This is a genomic window from Pyxidicoccus caerfyrddinensis (assembly GCF_010894405.1).
Lineage (GTDB): Bacteria > Myxococcota > Myxococcia > Myxococcales > Myxococcaceae > Myxococcus > Myxococcus caerfyrddinensis.
Window position 1 is genome coordinate 94,522 of sequence record NZ_JAAIYA010000026.1, and the last position, 15,130, is coordinate 109,651.

Annotated in this window: 12 protein-coding genes; 8 read left to right on the plus strand and 4 right to left on the minus strand. The window is 69.5% G+C overall.

Annotation, left to right across the window (positions count from 1 at the left end):
* Positions 1-92: 92 nt before the first annotated feature.
* The 4 genes from tsf (at position 93) to G4D86_RS42005 (ending at position 3,615) form a co-directional block, all read left to right on the plus strand.
* Positions 93-746: a translation elongation factor Ts gene (gene tsf / locus G4D86_RS41990; RefSeq protein WP_164000139.1), complete on the plus strand. Its 654-nt coding sequence runs from the start codon at positions 93-95 to the stop codon at positions 744-746.
* A gap of 201 nt (positions 747-947) precedes the next feature.
* Positions 948-1,700, plus strand: coding sequence for a UMP kinase (gene pyrH, locus G4D86_RS41995; protein ID WP_164000141.1), 753 nt, complete (start codon positions 948-950; stop codon positions 1,698-1,700).
* 44 nt (positions 1,701-1,744) lie between these two features.
* Positions 1,745-2,302 (plus strand): ribosome recycling factor, encoded by a 558-nt coding sequence (gene frr / locus G4D86_RS42000; RefSeq protein ID WP_164000143.1) that lies wholly within the window; start codon positions 1,745-1,747, stop codon positions 2,300-2,302.
* A complete protein-coding gene (locus G4D86_RS42005; RefSeq protein WP_164000146.1) occupies positions 2,302-3,615 on the plus strand; it encodes a diguanylate cyclase in 1,314 nt (437 codons plus the stop codon). The genes frr and G4D86_RS42005 overlap by 1 nt, the downstream gene beginning before the upstream one ends.
* Here G4D86_RS42005 and cyaY read toward each other — a convergent pair.
* Together cyaY and G4D86_RS42015 are read right to left on the minus strand one after the other, a co-directional pair.
* Complete coding sequence (gene cyaY, locus G4D86_RS42010; protein ID WP_164000148.1) at positions 3,603-3,935, minus strand: iron donor protein CyaY; 333 nt, start codon at positions 3,933-3,935, stop codon at positions 3,603-3,605. The two genes, G4D86_RS42005 and cyaY, sit on opposite strands and share 13 nt — an antisense overlap.
* A 13-nt stretch (positions 3,936-3,948) precedes the next feature.
* Positions 3,949-4,443 carry a SixA phosphatase family protein gene (locus tag G4D86_RS42015; RefSeq protein WP_164000150.1) on the minus strand — a complete coding sequence of 165 codons (495 nt, stop codon included), beginning with the start codon at positions 4,441-4,443 and terminating at the stop codon, positions 3,949-3,951.
* 185 nt (positions 4,444-4,628) lie between these two features.
* Between G4D86_RS42015 and G4D86_RS42020 the strand changes: the two genes are divergently transcribed.
* The gene (locus G4D86_RS42020; RefSeq protein ID WP_164000152.1) at positions 4,629-5,297 is read left to right on the plus strand and encodes a hypothetical protein; all 669 of its coding nucleotides are present in this window, start codon (positions 4,629-4,631) and stop codon (positions 5,295-5,297) included.
* A gap of 79 nt (positions 5,298-5,376) precedes the next feature.
* Positions 5,377-7,338 carry a DUF2341 domain-containing protein gene (locus G4D86_RS42025; RefSeq protein ID WP_164000155.1) on the plus strand — a complete coding sequence of 654 codons (1,962 nt, stop codon included), beginning with the start codon at positions 5,377-5,379 and terminating at the stop codon, positions 7,336-7,338.
* Between the two features lie 87 nt (positions 7,339-7,425).
* On the opposite strand, the gene G4D86_RS42030 is transcribed toward G4D86_RS42025, so the two are convergent.
* Positions 7,426-11,205 (minus strand): FAD-dependent oxidoreductase, encoded by a 3,780-nt coding sequence (locus G4D86_RS42030; RefSeq protein ID WP_164000157.1) that lies wholly within the window; start codon positions 11,203-11,205, stop codon positions 7,426-7,428.
* A 250-nt stretch (positions 11,206-11,455) separates the two neighbouring features.
* Here G4D86_RS42030 and G4D86_RS42035 point away from each other — a divergent pair, with 250 nt between their 5' ends.
* Both G4D86_RS42035 and G4D86_RS42040 read left to right on the plus strand, forming a co-directional pair.
* On the plus strand, positions 11,456-12,391 hold the full coding sequence (locus G4D86_RS42035) for a class I SAM-dependent methyltransferase (RefSeq protein WP_240360788.1): 936 nt from the start codon (positions 11,456-11,458) through the stop codon (positions 12,389-12,391).
* Positions 12,392-12,403: 12 nt separating this feature from the next.
* Positions 12,404-14,296: a hypothetical protein gene (locus G4D86_RS42040; RefSeq protein WP_164000159.1), complete on the plus strand. Its 1,893-nt coding sequence runs from the start codon at positions 12,404-12,406 to the stop codon at positions 14,294-14,296.
* Here G4D86_RS42040 and G4D86_RS42045 read toward each other — a convergent pair.
* Positions 14,274-15,113, minus strand: coding sequence for a glycosyltransferase (locus tag G4D86_RS42045; protein WP_164000161.1), 840 nt, complete (start codon positions 15,111-15,113; stop codon positions 14,274-14,276). The genes G4D86_RS42040 and G4D86_RS42045 overlap by 23 nt on opposite strands.
* Positions 15,114-15,130 lie beyond the last annotated feature (17 nt).

Sequence of the window (15,130 nt, forward strand, 5' to 3'; positions counted from 1 at the left end):
CCCTGTTTCCCGTGTACCGCAGTACCCCTTTTCAACCCTGATACTCCGCCCGGCGCTCCGCGCCCATGGTGAGGCGGAGGCTGGAGACGAACATGGCCGAGGTCAGCGCCCAGATGGTGAAGGAGCTCCGCGAGCGGACCGGCGCGGGCATGATGGACTGCAAGAAGGCGCTCGCCGAGAGCGCCGGTGACTTCGCGAAGGCCGAGGAGTGGCTGCGCAAGAAGGGCATCGCCAAGGCGGCCGGCAAGGAAGGCCGCGTGGCCGCGGAAGGCCTCATCGGCACCTACCTCCACGGTGGCCGCATCGGCGTCATCGTCGAGGTCAACTGCGAGACGGACTTCGTCGCCCGCAACCCGGACTTCCAGGACCTGGTGAAGGACGTGGCCATGCAGATCGCCGCGGCCAGCCCCAAGTACGTCCGCCGCGAGGAGGTCCCCACGGACAACCTCGACAAGGAGAAGGAAATCCAGCGCGACCTGCTCAAGCAGCAGGGCAAGCCCGAGGCGATGCTGGACAAGATTCTCGTCGGGAAGATGGAGAAGTACTACGAGGGAGTGTGCCTCGTGGACCAGCTCTGGGTGAAGGACGACAAGAAGAAGGTCGGTGAGATGATCACCGAGCGCGCCGCGAAGATTGGCGAGAAGGTCTCCGTCCGCCGCTTCGTCCGGTACGAGGTGGGTGAGGGCATCCAGAAGCAGAAGGACGACCTCGCCGCCGAGGTCGCCAAGACGCTGGGCCAGGCGTAGTTTCCAGGGTGGCCCTCTTGGGGGCCGCTCGGTGGAAGTGAGGGCCGCGCGCACGGACATCCCCTGGAGGGGGGACCGGGCGGCGCGGCCCTCGTCCTTGCGGGCTCCCCCCTCCCTTGCGACAGACAGCGGACGATGCGGGCCGGACAGCCCGACTCGGGCGTTGATCAGTCGCGGGACGGGGGATAGAAGCGGACGCGCATGTCCTCCGACACGACGAGCCCCCTCCGTTACAAGCGCATCCTCCTCAAGCTCTCGGGCGAGGCCCTGATGGGCGAAGGCAAGTACGGCATCCATCCGCCCACATTGCTCGCCATCGCCGAGGAGGTCATCGAGGTGGCGCAGGCCGGCGTGGAGGTGGCCCTCGTCATCGGCGGCGGCAACATCTTCCGCGGCGTGGCGGGCGCCACCGAGGGCATGGACCGCGCGAGCGCGGACTACATGGGGATGCTGGCCACCTGCATCAACTCCATGGCCATGCAGGACGCGCTGGAGAAGAAGGGCGTCCACACGCGCGTGCTGTCCGCCATCAAGATGGAGCAGATTGCCGAGCCCTACATCCGCCGGCGCGCGGTGCGTCACCTGGAGAAGGGCCGCATCGTCATCTTCGCCGCGGGCACCGGCAACCCGTACTTCACGACGGACACCGCCGCCTCGCTGCGCGCCATGGAAATCAACGCGCAGGTCATCCTGAAGGCGACGAAGGTGGATGGCATCTACAACGCGGACCCGAAGAAGGACCCCACCGCGCGCCGCTACAAGACGCTGACGTACATGGACGTGCTGCGGCAGAACCTCAATGTGATGGACTCCACGGCCATCTCGCTGTGCATGGACAACAAGCTGCCCCTCATCGTCTTCGACCTGACGGTGCGTGGGAACATCCGTCGCGCGGTGCTGGGGGGCGGGGAGATTGGTACGCTGGTGGGTGGGACGGAGACTGCCTGGGCCTAGCGCCCGGACGACCGCCGCCGGCAAGCACTCAAGGAGAAATCGCAATGAGTGGAGACGTCGTCGCCGAACTGAAGACCCGCATCGACAAGTCGCTCGAGGACTTGAAGCGGGAGCTGACGAAGGTGCGCACCGGGCGCGCCAGCATCTCCATCCTGGATGGCATCCGGGTGGACTACTACGGCACGCCCACGCCGCTGTCCGGCGTGGCCAGCGTCAACGCGCCCGAGCCCCGACTCATCACCATCAAGCCGTGGGAGAAGAGCGTCCTCAAGGAGATTGAAAAGGCGCTGCGCGAGGCGAACCTGGGCATCAACCCGATGAGCGATGGGGAGATGATTCGCCTGCCCTTCCCGCCGCTCACCGAGGAGCGCCGCAAGGACATCGCCAAGCAGGTGAAGACGAAGGGTGAGGACCACAAGGTCGCCATCCGCAACGTCCGCCGCGACGCCAACGAGGCGCTCAAGGTCCAGCTCAAGGACAAGAAGATCACCGAGGACGACCACAAGCGCATCACCGAGACGGTGCAGAAGCAGACCGACGCGGGCATCGCCCAGGTGGACGACATCGTGAAGAAGAAGGAGAAGGAGGTCATGGAGGTCTGATGGCCTCCGTGCTCCTGGCCGAGCCCTCCGTGCCGGTGGCGGGCGCTCTGCGCCGCTACCTCGAAGGGGCCGGCCACGAAGTCTCCTCGGCGGGCAGCGCGGACGAAGCGCTGCGCGCCGCCCGGGTGCGTCCTCCCGCGGTGCTGCTGGCCTCGGGGACGGGCACCCTGGACGGAGAGGCGCTGTGCCGCGCCCTCCGCGCGGACGGGCTCTCCGTCCCGGTGCTGCTGCTGTACCCGCCCACCGAAGAGCACGCGGACGAGCGCGCCGTCGAGGCGGGCGCGGACGGGTGCCTGGTGGGGCCGCTCAAGCGCGCCAACGTGCTGACCTGCGTCGGGCTGCTGATGCAGCGCGAGGAGGCACGTCGGTTGGCGGCCCCCGCTCCGGACGAGGCTTCCGGCGCGACGCTCGTGCTCACGCGTGACGACGAGAGCGACGACGAGCTGAGCTTCGGAGAGTCCATGCCCGACGCGGCGTCAGGCGCGGGTTCCGAGCCCTCGCGCGACGAAGCCCGAAGGCTGGAGGTCACCCCTTCGCCGGGGACGGCCTCCCGCGTGGCCTTTGCCCTGGCGGGCTCGGGCGAGGCCGTGGGCCCGGACGCCCAGAGCTCCGTCTCCCCCGGGGGCCAGCAGGGCGCGGCCTCCCAGGCCGTCACGGGCATGGCGTCGGGGGCCCCCCGAGGGACGGCCTCCCAGCGCGCGTCGGGGTTCGCCATCACCCCCGTGCCGGGCACGCTGACCATCCTGGAGCCGGAGGGCCGCCGCGTCACCCGCTCGGACCTGCCCGCCGTCGGCGCGCCGCCGTCGTCCTCGCCGGACTTCGAGTTCCTCAAGCGGCTGATGCTGATGGAGGTGAAGCGCAGCCGCCGCTACCGCTATCCCATCGCCCTGCTGCTGGTGGAGCTGGACCGCTACACCGAGCGCATCGCCCCGCTCGCCCCCGCTGCCCGCACGGGCGTGCTGGCCGAGGCGCTGGGGCTCTTGGTGGCGGGCGTGCGTGACATCGACGTGGCCGTGCCCTTCTCGGACAGCCGCTTCGTGGTGTTCCTCCCGCACACGCCGCGCTCGGGCGCCCTCGTCGTGGCCGAGCGCCTGCGCGAGCGGGTGAAGTCCCTGCGGGGGCTGGCGGGCACGAGCGCGTCCGTGGGCGTGGCGGTGTCCGAGCCGCCCGCGGGCAAGGCGCCTTCGTCCGGCGGCGGGGCCCAGGTGAGCTTTGGAGGCTTGCTGAAGGAAGCGGGCGAGGCGCTGCGCCGCGCGCAGGCCGCCGGGGGCGACAGGGTGGAGCCGGCGGGCGGGAAGCCTCAGCCGGGATAAATGAAGTCCACGCCGCTGATGTCGTGCACCACGTCCGCGACGAAGGTGAGCAGCTCCAGGCCCCGGCCCTTGTCGTCCTTCCAGGCGCTGGTGGCCGGGTCGTACGTGAAGTGGATGCCCTGACCCCGGCCGGCGACCCATATCTGCCGCACGGCGCGCTGGGTGTTGACGATGCACTTCTCGCGGGAGCGGGCGGTGAGCGTCACCATGTCGCCCGTGCTCTCGGCCTCGAGGATGTCCGGGTCGATGACGTCCGCCGCGGCGAGGATGCGGCGGAACGCGGCGGTGGCGAGCTGGTTGTAGCGGGCTTCGTCCATCATGGCCGCGCGGGCCTCACTGGATGACGTCGAGCACCTGCTGGCCAGGGGCCGCGTAGAACAGGAACTTCAGCTGCGGCGTCTCCCCGTCCGAGCGCTCCAGCGCGATGACGGTGCCCGGGTTGACGGGCTTGGGGAAGGACTGCATGCCCAGCAGGTGGGCGGCCAGCGCCCCCATGGAGGGCTGGTGCCCCACGAGCACCAGGTTCTGGTCCGAGTGCTCGGTCAGCACCGGCTCCACCGCGCCCACCGGCATGTCCGGCAAGAGGCACCGGTGCACCTTGAGCAGGCCCTCGTGCTTCGTCTCGATGGAGAGGATCTGCGCCGTCTGCACCGTACGCACCAGCGGGCTGGTCAGGATGAGACCCACGGGGCCCATGCGCTCCGACAGCGACGCGAAGTGCTGTGACGTCGCGGCGCGGGCCTTCGCGGTGAGCGCGCGCGCCTCGTCGCCGAGACCCTCGGGGATCTCTGCGTCCGCATCGCCGTGCCTAACCAGGAAAATCCTCAAAGTCCCTCCACCGCTTTCGACAGGACCGCGGTTCGTACACGAGCGCAGCCGGGTTGGTCAAAGGTAATGCAGCGATTGTTCAGTGGCCGGAACAACCCCGTCGTGTCAGAGAGAGAAGGGCGTCACCGGCCGCCGCGCAAGTGGCGGAAGTTCCCGGTGTCTCCGGCCCGTCTGGAGGAAAACGCATGCGCACCATGCTGTCGGGACTGTTGGTACTGCTGGCCTTCTCGGCTTGTAAGAAGGAAGAGGCCGCACCCCGCCCGGCACCCGGGGAGGCAGCCGAGCCAGCCACCGGCGCCCCGGTGGAAGGGGCGGCCGAGGTCGGCCCGTACACCGTCACGAAGGAGAAGCTGGACGCGTACGTGGGCTACCAGCGGCGCATGCTGGAGGTGTACGGCTCGCTGCTCAAGGGGCTGCACGGCCTGGGCGCGCTGGTGGACGCGGGCACCCCGGAGGCCATGGCGTCCGCGCGCGCGGGGCTGAAGGTGGTGGAGGCCAAGGCCAGGTCGGAGGCCGAGGCCCGGCAGCAGGCGGGGCTGAGCGAGAATGACGTCAACGGCATCGCCGAGGTGGTGACGGCGGTCATCAGCCAGCGGCAGCTCGGCCGCACGCTCCAGTACGAGGAGGAGCTGAAGAAGCTGGAGGCGCTCCAGGCGAAGCTCCCACCCGAGCAGCAGGAGGGGCTCGCGGCGCAGGTGGCCTCCATGCGCCGCCAGGTGGAGGCCTTCGAGAAGCTGGCCGACGCGCGCCGCGACTACGGCGACGCCAACGTGGACGTGGTCCTCACGCGCGAGGACGACCTGATGAAGAACTACCAGGAGATGCTGCGCGTCTTCACCGGCACGCGCCGGTGAGCCGTATGTCAGTGCCCCATGGTTGTGTGCCGTCAACCATTGCCGGGGGATGACCCCCGGACTGGTTGAGGAGCATTACATGGCAATGGAAGTCTTGGGACGGGCGGCGCACTCGGAGCTGGCAGTGAGCGGGCTGGGTGCTCGCGGCTCGAGTGCACGAGGGAAGGGGTGGCTGCGGCGGAGCACGTATGCGCTCCTGTTCGCCGGGCTCGTGGTGGGTTCGGATGCGGCCGCGCAGTCGACAGCGCTGGCGGGGTGGCAGTACCGGCGAATCGTGACGGTGACCGATTCCACGACGCCGACGACGCCTCCCGTTCCGCTCTCGCCTCCCACTGCGCCCTTGTCGAAGCTCCAGGTTCGTATCGACCTCAATTCGACGAATTTCGATTTCAGCAAGGCCCGGCCGGATGGGCGCGACCTGCGCGTCACCACGGGAGAGTCCGACGCTCCGCTGCCCTTCTGGATTGAGCGGTGGGGTGGGGGCACGGCCACAGTCTGGGTGAAGGTCCCCTCCATCGTCATCGGCGGGACGACCCTCCGCCTCTATTACGGCAACAGCACGGCAGTCAGCGCCGCAGATGGCCGCGCCACCTTCGAGTTCTTCGACGACTTCCAGTCCCCGGGCGCCACCCCGGGCTACTTCCAGCTCAGCGCGCCCCAGACGGTGATGGTCAACGCGGTGTGGAAGCAGGATGAGGCGGTCCACACGATGAGCGTCGTCGAGGTCAACGATCCCAACTACCGATACTGGGGCTACTACGGTCTGCAGCGCTGTGGTGGCGTGGGTATCGCGAAGAGCAACGACCTGAACACCTGGGTGCAGGACAGCGCCCCGCTCTTCAACACGGAGCAAGAGCGTTGGCCGTCGGTCCTGTTGGAGGGGGGCACCTTCTACATGGCGCACACGGTGAACTACTGCTCCCTTCCCACGGGCATCAAGCTTCGGAAGAGCATCAATGGCACGAGCTTCTCGGACGAGGGGACACTGGTGCCCCAGGCGACGGGGGCACTCAACCAGAACCCGACGCTCTTCCACGACCCCGTGGGGGGCAAGTACTTCCTGTACTGGTTCCACTGGGAGAACTGGCGCTGGGAAATCCATGTCCGGCAGTCGACGACGATTGACGGACTCAAACAGGCGCTGACCACCCCTGGAGACACCAAGGTGCTCATGTCCGTGCCCGTCACGCTGGCGGCCCCGCAGATGATGTACCGCGACGGCACCTACTTCCTGGCGGTGGAGACGTTGGAGGCCGGCGTCTGGCACACGCGGATGTACACGAGCGAGGTGCCGGATGCCGGCTTCCGCGAGCTGCCGGGCAACCCGCTACTGGGAGATGGGGCCGCGTGCTTCTTCCAGCACATCTTCGGCAACACGATGCATGCGTACTACTGCAAGGATTCGGGGACCCTGCAGAGCCCCGTCTGGTCCCTGGAGCACCGGACTGCGGACCTGAGCGCGGGCCGGACGCTCGCCGCCGCTCCGGCGGCGGAGCGATGGTCCGCGACGGGGGGCGCCTGGCAGACGGTCCAGGCGACCCAGCCGGATGGCACGACAGGAGCGGTGGCCCAGGGCTTCACGGTGGAAGGGCAGGTCCTCCAGTCCTCCTTCACCGGAACGGACTACGTCGTCGAAGTGAATGGGCGCCAGCTCACGGGAAGCGTCTGGGGGCTCGGAGTGCGGGGCACCGACTCGGAGAACCTCGTCTCCATCAACCTCTACGAGAACCTCGACACGCAGCAGAACCTCTACGCCTACGCCTGGGCCGGAGGGGTGCCCACGGAGAAGGCGAAGGCCGAGGTCGGCGCCATCCAGGTCAATGAATGGCACAAGCTGACGGCGAGGGTGCAGGGGGATGTCATCAGGGTCTCCGTGGACGGAGTGCACAAGCTTCAGATCACCGATACCCGCGCCAATGCTGGCAGCGGCGTGGCGCTCTACGGTGAGGCCGGCACGCGGGCGCAGTTCGACAACGTCTTCGTGCGGAAGTTCGTCGCCAACGAGCCGGCAGTCCTCGTGGGGGCGGAGAAGGCACTCTGAGGTTCCGGTAGGCTGAATGCACCGCGGGCCCGAGGGGACATGCCTCCCGGGCCCGCGAGTGCTTCATCCGAAGGTGGGCGCCGTGCCTCAGACGCGCTTGAGGTGCGGCGCCTTCTTGAGGAGCTGCGCCAGGTAGACGTCCGCCACCTTCTCCATGACGGTGTTGCCGCGCAGGCGCTGATTGAGGTTGACGAAGTCCACCTGGTCCAGCCGCTGGTCCTGGTTGTAGCAGGAGAACACCCACGTCTCCTTGCCGGTGAGCGGGTCCACGTGCCGCTGGAGGCACTGGGCGCAGATCTCCTTCATCATGCACTGCATCGGCGAGTTGATGGAGCCGATGGCCTCGTGGCCGGGCTTGAGGTGCGGCTGGAGCACGCCGTGCCGCGCCTCGGCCACCGCGCGCATCATCCGGTCCGAGCCGATGGCGATGATGCGGTCCACCTCCGCCAGGGAGATGACGGGCGCCGGGCCCAGCTTGTTCTCCGCGTAGGCCAGCATCGCCTGCACCACGTTGCCCCGGAACGCCGAGTCCTGCGGGCGCCGCGGCGCAATGGTGTCGCCCGTGTCCACGGACCACACAATCTGGTCCGTGCCGGCCTCAATCTCGTCCTGCTTGAAGGAGTCCGACTTCTGCCGGTAGCCGGCGAAGTAGACGACGCGGCAGCCGGCCGCCTTGAGCGAGCGGGCGATGGAGAAGAGCACCGCGTTGCCCAGGCCGCCGCCCACGAGCGCCACCGTCTCGTTGTGGCCGATTTCCGTGGGCGCGCCGGTGGGGCCCATCAGCACCACCTGCTCGCCCGGCGTGAGCGCCGCGCACAGGCGCGAGGACGAGCCCATCTCCAGGACGATGGTGCCCATCAGCCCCTTCTCCTTGTCCACCCACGCGCCGGTGAGGGCCAGGCCCTCCATGGTGAGGCGCATGCCGTCCACCACGGGCGCGTTCCGCTCGAAGTTCTGCAGGCGGTAGAACTGGCCGGGGGAGAAGTGGCTCGCCGCGAAGGGCGCGCGGACCACCACTTCCACAATCGTCGGGGTCAGCCGGTTGACGGCGACGACGGTGGCCGTGAAGGCCTCGTCCAGCTTCGCGAAGTGCGCGGCGCGCTGCTCCTCGCGGCGGGCCTGGGCCAGGTCATCGTTGAAGTCCATGGCCGCCACCTCCTTCGCGTACAGGCGCGCCACTTCCGGGTGGCCGTCCTTCGCGCTGGCCATGGCCTTCACCACGTTGCCCGCGTAGGTGGGGTGGTTGTCGCCATAGAAGGAGATGAGGTGGCCGTCCTTCCGGTACGACGTGAAGAAGCCCGCCTTCGCCGCCGGGTCCTCCTTGGCCTTCACGGGCTTCAGCTCGAAGCCGTCCGCGGCCTCCACCAACTCGTGGCCCTGGAAGTACTCCCCGCGCGCGTCGAGCTGGAAGGTGCCCGGGTATTCCTTCTCGTACGTGACGTTGGGCGACGTGCCGGCGGCGACGCATACCGTGCGCGCGGGCAACTCGAAGAACTGGCCGCTGCCCTTGAGCTTGCCGTCCACCGTCACCTGTCGCTCGAAGCGCAGCGCGCGCACCGCGCCGGACGCGTCCGGCAGCGCCTCCACGGGGCTCATGCGCTCGATGAAGCGGATGCCCTCCTCGAGCGCCTTGGTGACTTCCTCGTGGTTGAGGCGGTAGGCGGGGGACTCGGTGAGGCCGCGGCGGTAGACGAGGCTGACGCCGCCCCAGCCGCGCACCAGCTTGATGAAGTCCGGGTTGCGCCCCTCGGCCTGGGCCTTCTCGCGCTCGGCGCGCACCGCGCGGCCGTGCTCCAGGAAGGTCTGGTAGGAGGCCCGCTCCTCGGCGTCGAGGCGGGCCAGCACGCCCTCCTCGCCGAGGTCCGCCACCAGCCGCTCGTGGCGGGCGAGCGTCTTCTCCACCTGCACCGGGTAGTACGCCATCAGCTCGGTGGCGGTGTCGATGCCGGTGAGGCCGCCGCCGATGACGATGGCGGGCAGCTGCACCTGGAGGTTGGCCAGCGAGTCCTTCTTGAAGGCGCCGGTGAGCTGCAGCGCCATGAGGAAGTCGCTCGCCTTGCGGATGCCCCGGATGAGGTTGTTCTTCATCCCGATGATGGTGGGGCGGCCCGCGCCTGCGGCGATGGCGATGTGGTCGAAGCCCAGCTCCCACGCGTCTTCAATCGTCAGCGTGCCACCGAAGCGCACGCCGCCGTAGATGCGGAAGCCCTCGCGGCGCGCGAGCGTGAGGTGGATGAGCGTGAGGAAGTTCTTGTCCCAGCGCACGGTGATTCCGTACTCGGACACGCCGCCGAAGCCCTCCAGCACGCGCTCGTCCAGCTCGCTGGTGAGCGCGGACCAGTCGCGGATGGGGCGCATGGCGCGGCCGTTGCGGCCCACCAGTTCATCCGGGAAGGGCTCGATCTTGAGGCCGTCCACGCCGGTGACGCCGAAGCCCTCGTTGAGCAGGTAGTGCGACAGCGTGTAGCCGGCGGGGCCCAGGCCCACCACCAGCACGTTGCGGCCCACGTAGGGCAGGGCGTACGGGCGGCGGACGTTGAGCGGATTCCAGCGCGTGAGCAGCCCGTAGATTTCGAAGCCCCAGGGCAAATCCAGCACGTCCGTGAGGGTGGCCGTCTCCGCCAGGGGGATGTTCACCGGCTCCTGCTTCTGGAAGATGCACGCCTTCATGCAGTCATTGCAGATGCGGTGGCCGGTGCCGGGGCACATCGGGTTGTCGAGCGTCACCATGGCCAGCGCGGCCACGGAGTTGCCCTCGCGCTTGAGCAGGTGCGCCTCGGAGATGCGCTCGTCGAGCGGGCACCCGTTGAGCGGAATCCCCAGCGGGTTCTTCTTGAAGCTGTGCCCCTCCGCCACCGGGTCCTTCGCGGGGAAGCCCTTGGAGCACGAGTCCTTCGAGCGCTCGTGGCAGATGACGCAGTAGTCGACTTCGTTCATCACGTCGCGCGGGGTGCCGCGGCGGTCCGTGAGCTTGAAGCCGTCGCGGTGGCGCAGGTGGTGCTCGTCCCCCTCCGTGATTTCGGGCAGCTCCGGGTCCGGCCGCTTCAGCTGGACGAGCTGGTCGAACACCAGCGGCTTGGGAATCCGGTGCGTGGGCCACGCGTGGAAGATGTCCTTCGTCTCCGGGTGCAGGGCGCGCGCGTACGTCCAGCGGTCCGCCAGCGACAGCAGCGCGCGGATGGCCTGCAGCTCCGCGGCGTCGTCGCCCTGGGTGACGAGGCTGGAGCCGAAGGCGTCACGGCCCTCCGGCGTGGACACGAGCCCCTCGCGCAGCGCCGCCCAGCGGGCGCGCATCGCCTCCGCGCGCGGCTGCAGCTCCGCGGGGAGGCTGCCGGCGAACAGCCGCTCCAGGTCCATCAGCGTGAGGACGGACTCGGCCAGGCCACGCTCCAAATCGCCCGTGGCCAGCGCCTCCGGGAAGCCGAGCTGCATCAGCAGCCGCATGCGCGCGTCCAGCGAGGGGAACTCGGCCAGCGAGGGGCGGTCCGCGGCGCCCTTCTTGAAAACGCGGCGGGTGATGAACTCGCGCTTGAAGTCGAAGAGGGGCAGCTCGCCCTTGAGGCGGCCGGCCAGGCGCTCCAGCTCCGACTCGAGGCGGAAGAGCTTCGCGACGAAGCGCGACACGTGGCGGGACACGCGCACGAGCAGGTCCGACTCGGCGGGGCCGGTGACGCTGGTGCCCCCGGACTTTCGGTACGCCTCGTAGCTCTGGAAGAGCTCGGGCTCGTCCTCGGCGAGCTGCGCGTCGAAGCGCTCCATCAGCCGGCGCAGGCCGCGCGGGCGGTAGAGGTCCTCGAAGGTAAAGCCCGGCAGGCCCAGGGTGAGGGTGGGAGCGGAGTCGGAGGGCAGGTCGGTCAAGGCGCGCATATCACTGAAGGTGTGGGAGGAACCTGGGGGAACGGCTCTCGGGCGGGGCCTATTTCGCGGTCAGTCGCCCGGAATGCAAGCGGGCTCAGCACCGGGCGTGAAGGACGGCGATGGGAGCGATTGGCCCGGCTTCGGTTGTAACGCGGCCGGCCGCCCAAGGCACCACACCCCGCGTCATGCTCCGTGTGAGGCACGTCCCACCCACCTGCCGTGTTGTGGGGGCCCGCCCCCAGGGATACGGTGCGCGGCCATGACGGAACGCGCCCACCGCCGCCATGCGGAGCCCCACCTCGCTCCGGTGCCCGACGCCTGCTACCTGTGCAAGGGAGGCCGGCTGCGGATGAAGTTCCCGGCCCGCGGCGGCGGACAGCCCGAGGGCGCGGCGGCCTACAACTGCACCTCCTTTGGCCACCGGAGCCACCCGCCTATCTGGGAATGCGAGGACTGCGGGATGCTCTTCCAGTGGCCCATGCGCTCGGCGCAGGAGCTGCTGTCGGCGTATCAGGGCGTGGAGGATCCGCTGTACGTGGCGGAGAAGGAGAACCGCTACCACACGTTCCGCAAGGTGGTGCGGGCGCTGGGGCCGCCGCTGGGGCGGACGCTGCTCGATGTGGGCGCCTACTGCGGCTACTTCCTGGACGTGGCGCGCGAGGCCGGCTTCCGCCCGGAGGGGCTGGAGCTGTCGCACTGGGCGGCGGGGCACGCGCGCTCGCTGGGCTTCACCGTGCACGGGGTTCCGCTGGCGGAGCTGGCGGCGCGGGGCGTCCAGTACGACGTGGTGACGCTGTGGGACGTGGTGGAGCACTTCGCGGACCCGCGCACCGAGCTGGAGGCCGCGTTCCGGCTGGTGCGCCCTGGCGGCCGCATCTACCTGTCCACCATCGACGCGGGCAGCCTGGTGGCCCGGCTCATGGGGGGCCAGTGGCCGTGGCTGATGGACATGCACCTGTTCTATTTCGGCCGGCGCACCCTGGCGACGCTGCTGGAAGGGGTGGGCTTCCACGTGAAGGACACGCGGACGTACACGCACATCATCTCCGCGGACTACCTGCTGCGGAAGGTGGGTGCGAGCTTCCGTCCCGCGGCGCCGGTGCTGGAGCTGGCCCGGCGCGTGGTTCCGGGGGCGTGGGCCATTCCGTTCAACCTGGGCGACAACATGCTGATGGCCGCCGAGCGGCCAGCCTGACCCTCACCGTCTATGTCCTCACTTCCGCGGCGGGTGCTCCACCCGCTGGTGCTGCTGGCGTTCTCGCTGCTGTCCGCGTTCCACACCTGGCCGCTGCTGTCGAAGCTCAAGGGCCACGTCGCGGGCGGGCGCGAGGATGTGCTGATGAACATGTGGCACCTCTGGTGGATGCGCCAGGCCACGTGGGTGGAGCCGCAGAACCCCTTCTTCACGCCGCTCTTGCACTGGCCGCTGGGCGCGGAGCTGTACTGGCACACGCTGTCGCCCGCGAAGACGCTGTGGGGCGTGGTGCTGCTGCCCTTCATGCGCGTGGAGACGGCCTACAACCTCGTCCTCTTCGGCACCTTCGTGCTGACGGGGTACACGGCGTGGCTGCTGCTGGACTATCTGCTGACGCGTGCGGGCTTCGAGCCTGGCCTCGCGGCGGTGGCGGCGCTGGCGGGCGCGTGCGTGTTCAACTTCTCGCGCTACCACCTCAGCCACTCGATTGCGCACCTCAACCTGTCCGCGCTGGAGGGCATCCCCCTCTACCTGTTCTTCTTCCTGCGCTGGCTGGACGAGGGCAAGCGCCGGTGGCTCGTGGGCGTCGCGCTGGCCGCGCTCTACACGCTACTGTGTGACTATTACTACCTGCTCTACATCGCGCTCTTCTCCTTCCTGTGGGTGGTGGCGGAGCGCTGGCGTCGCGGGCCGCTGTTGTCGCTGGACACGCTGAAGGACCCGGGCATGCGCCGGGCGGGCCTGGCGGCGCTGGCCGCGGGCCTGGCGTGCGTGCCGCCGGTGGTGCCGCTGCTCCTGCATGCCTTCCCCGCGCCGCTGGCCATCCACCACGGGGACTCCGACTACTTCACCGACCTGTACGCCTTCTTCCTCCCGGACACGCTGTCGGGCTGGGTGGAGTCGATGCCGGCTTGGGCCCAGGAATTCTCAGGGGGGCTGGTGCGCGGGAAGATGTCGAGCAACGCGGAGGAGGCGGGCACCTTCCTCGGGTGGCTCACGCCGCTGCTGGCCGTCTTCGCGCTCTGGCGCGGCGTGCCCGAGGGCCGGCGCTGGGCGGGGCTGGGGCTGGGCTTCGCGGTGCTGTCCATGGGCACGGTGCTGAACATCGGCCTCTCCGACAGGGTGTCTCCGGCGGTGCTGCTGCTCGCCGTGACGCTCGTGGTGGGGTGGGCGCCAGCGTGGCGCGGGCGCTCCTGGCACCGGGACGTGGTGGTGCTGCTGGGGCTGTGCACGCTGCTGTCATCGCTGACGCCGCTCACCTCGTTCGATCAGCCGCTGCTGGTGCAGGTGCCCATGCCCTACGTGGTCTTCAAACACGTGGTGCCGCTGTTCTCCCGCGGCGGCATGCCGGTGCGCTTCGAGCTGCTCACGACGCTGGCCCTGAGTGTCCTCGTCGCCTTCGCGGCGGCGCACCTGGGGCGCCTGGCGTCCCAGCGCGGCGCGGCGGCGGGCCTGGTCGTGGCGCTGGCCGTGGCGCTGGTGCCGAACGTGGAGTACCTCGGCAAGCCGCTGCCCATGCCGGAGCTGCCGAAGCTGCCGCCCATCTTCGACGAGATTCGCTTCGCGCCCATGCCGGCGGCCGTCTTCACGGACAACGTGCTGGGGCAGTGGGAGCAGATCTACCACCAGAAGCCGGTGTCCTTCGCGCGCCTGTCACGGCTGCCGGTGCGCGAGGCGGCCATGCTGGAGCAGCGCATCTTCCGCGCGCTGGAGGGACTCAACGGCGTGGTGGGGAGGGTGTCCGACGAGGAGCGCGAGGAGATGCGACGCTTCCTGAAGGACAACCACTTCCGCTGGTACGTCACGCACTACAACCATCCGATGCGTCACCGCTTCGTGGTGGAGGAGCTGGGCGGGGAGCTGGCGTACCAGGACGGCTACGTCACCGTGTACCGCTTCCCGTGACGCTGGAGGGCAGGGCCTCCTGCGCCGAGCGCGGCGCGGGGGCGGGAAGGGACAGCCGCTCCAGCCGCCGCCGGAGCTGAATCAGGCCCCAGAACATGCGCAGCCCATCCAGGCCGGGGATGACCTTGGAGCCGCCGAAGTCCTCCCAGTCGATGGGGACTTCCAGCGCGCGGGCGCCCTGGCGCTTGAGCAGCGCGAGCAGCTCGATGTCCAGGAGCCAGCGCTCTTCGCGCAGCACGTCCAGCAGCGGGCGCAGCAGGGCGGCGCGGATGAGCTTCACGCCGCACTGGGTGTCGTAGAAGTGCAGGCCGAAGTTGGAGTCCGTCAGCGTGGCGAAGACGCGCCCCTGCAGGTGGCGGTGGAGATTGCGCACCACGCGGCGGCCGGCCATGAGGATGCGCGAGCCGGCAATCACATCCGTGTCCCGCCCGGTGGAAGAGGCCGTCAGCTCCACGAGTCGGTGCAGCTCCTCCGCGCTGATGGCGCCGTCCGCGTCCACGAAGCCCAGCCACGTGGCGCTGGGAGAGGCGCTGCGCCAGCCCAGCCGGATGGCCGAGCCCTTGCCCTGGTTGCGCGGGGCCGCCACGTAGGTGAAGCGGTGCTGAGCGCCCTTCGCGGTGAGCCGGGACTGGGCCTCCTCCACACAGGCACGCTGGAGCGCGGCGTGCTCGGGGCGGCTGCCGTCGTCCACGACGATGAACTCCACCGGCGGGGCGGGACGCTCCAGGAAGACGCGCGTCAGCTCCCCCACGAAGCGGGGCAGGCGCTGGCCCTCGTTGTAGGCGGGGATGACCACGCTGATGACAGGCTCGTCCACGCGGCCGGTTTGTCATG

What these genes read in the sequence shown, in the direction of transcription:
- tsf (WP_164000139.1), top strand. Translation starts at nt 93, where the DNA reads ATGGCCGAGGTCAGCGCCCAGATGGTGAAGGAGCTCCGCGAGCGGACC.
- pyrH (WP_164000141.1), top strand. Translation starts at nt 948, where the DNA reads ATGTCCTCCGACACGACGAGCCCCCTCCGTTACAAGCGCATCCTCCTC.
- frr (WP_164000143.1), top strand. Translation starts at nt 1,745, where the DNA reads ATGAGTGGAGACGTCGTCGCCGAACTGAAGACCCGCATCGACAAGTCG.
- G4D86_RS42005 (WP_164000146.1), top strand. Translation starts at nt 2,302, where the DNA reads ATGGCCTCCGTGCTCCTGGCCGAGCCCTCCGTGCCGGTGGCGGGCGCT.
- cyaY (WP_164000148.1), bottom strand. Translation starts at nt 3,935, where the DNA reads ATGATGGACGAAGCCCGCTACAACCAGCTCGCCACCGCCGCGTTCCGC.
- G4D86_RS42020 (WP_164000152.1), top strand. Translation starts at nt 4,629, where the DNA reads ATGCGCACCATGCTGTCGGGACTGTTGGTACTGCTGGCCTTCTCGGCT.
- G4D86_RS42025 (WP_164000155.1), top strand. Translation starts at nt 5,377, where the DNA reads ATGGCAATGGAAGTCTTGGGACGGGCGGCGCACTCGGAGCTGGCAGTG.
- G4D86_RS42030 (WP_164000157.1), bottom strand. Translation starts at nt 11,205, where the DNA reads ATGCGCGCCTTGACCGACCTGCCCTCCGACTCCGCTCCCACCCTCACC.
- G4D86_RS42035 (WP_240360788.1), top strand. Translation starts at nt 11,456, where the DNA reads ATGACGGAACGCGCCCACCGCCGCCATGCGGAGCCCCACCTCGCTCCG.
- G4D86_RS42040 (WP_164000159.1), top strand. Translation starts at nt 12,404, where the DNA reads ATGTCCTCACTTCCGCGGCGGGTGCTCCACCCGCTGGTGCTGCTGGCG.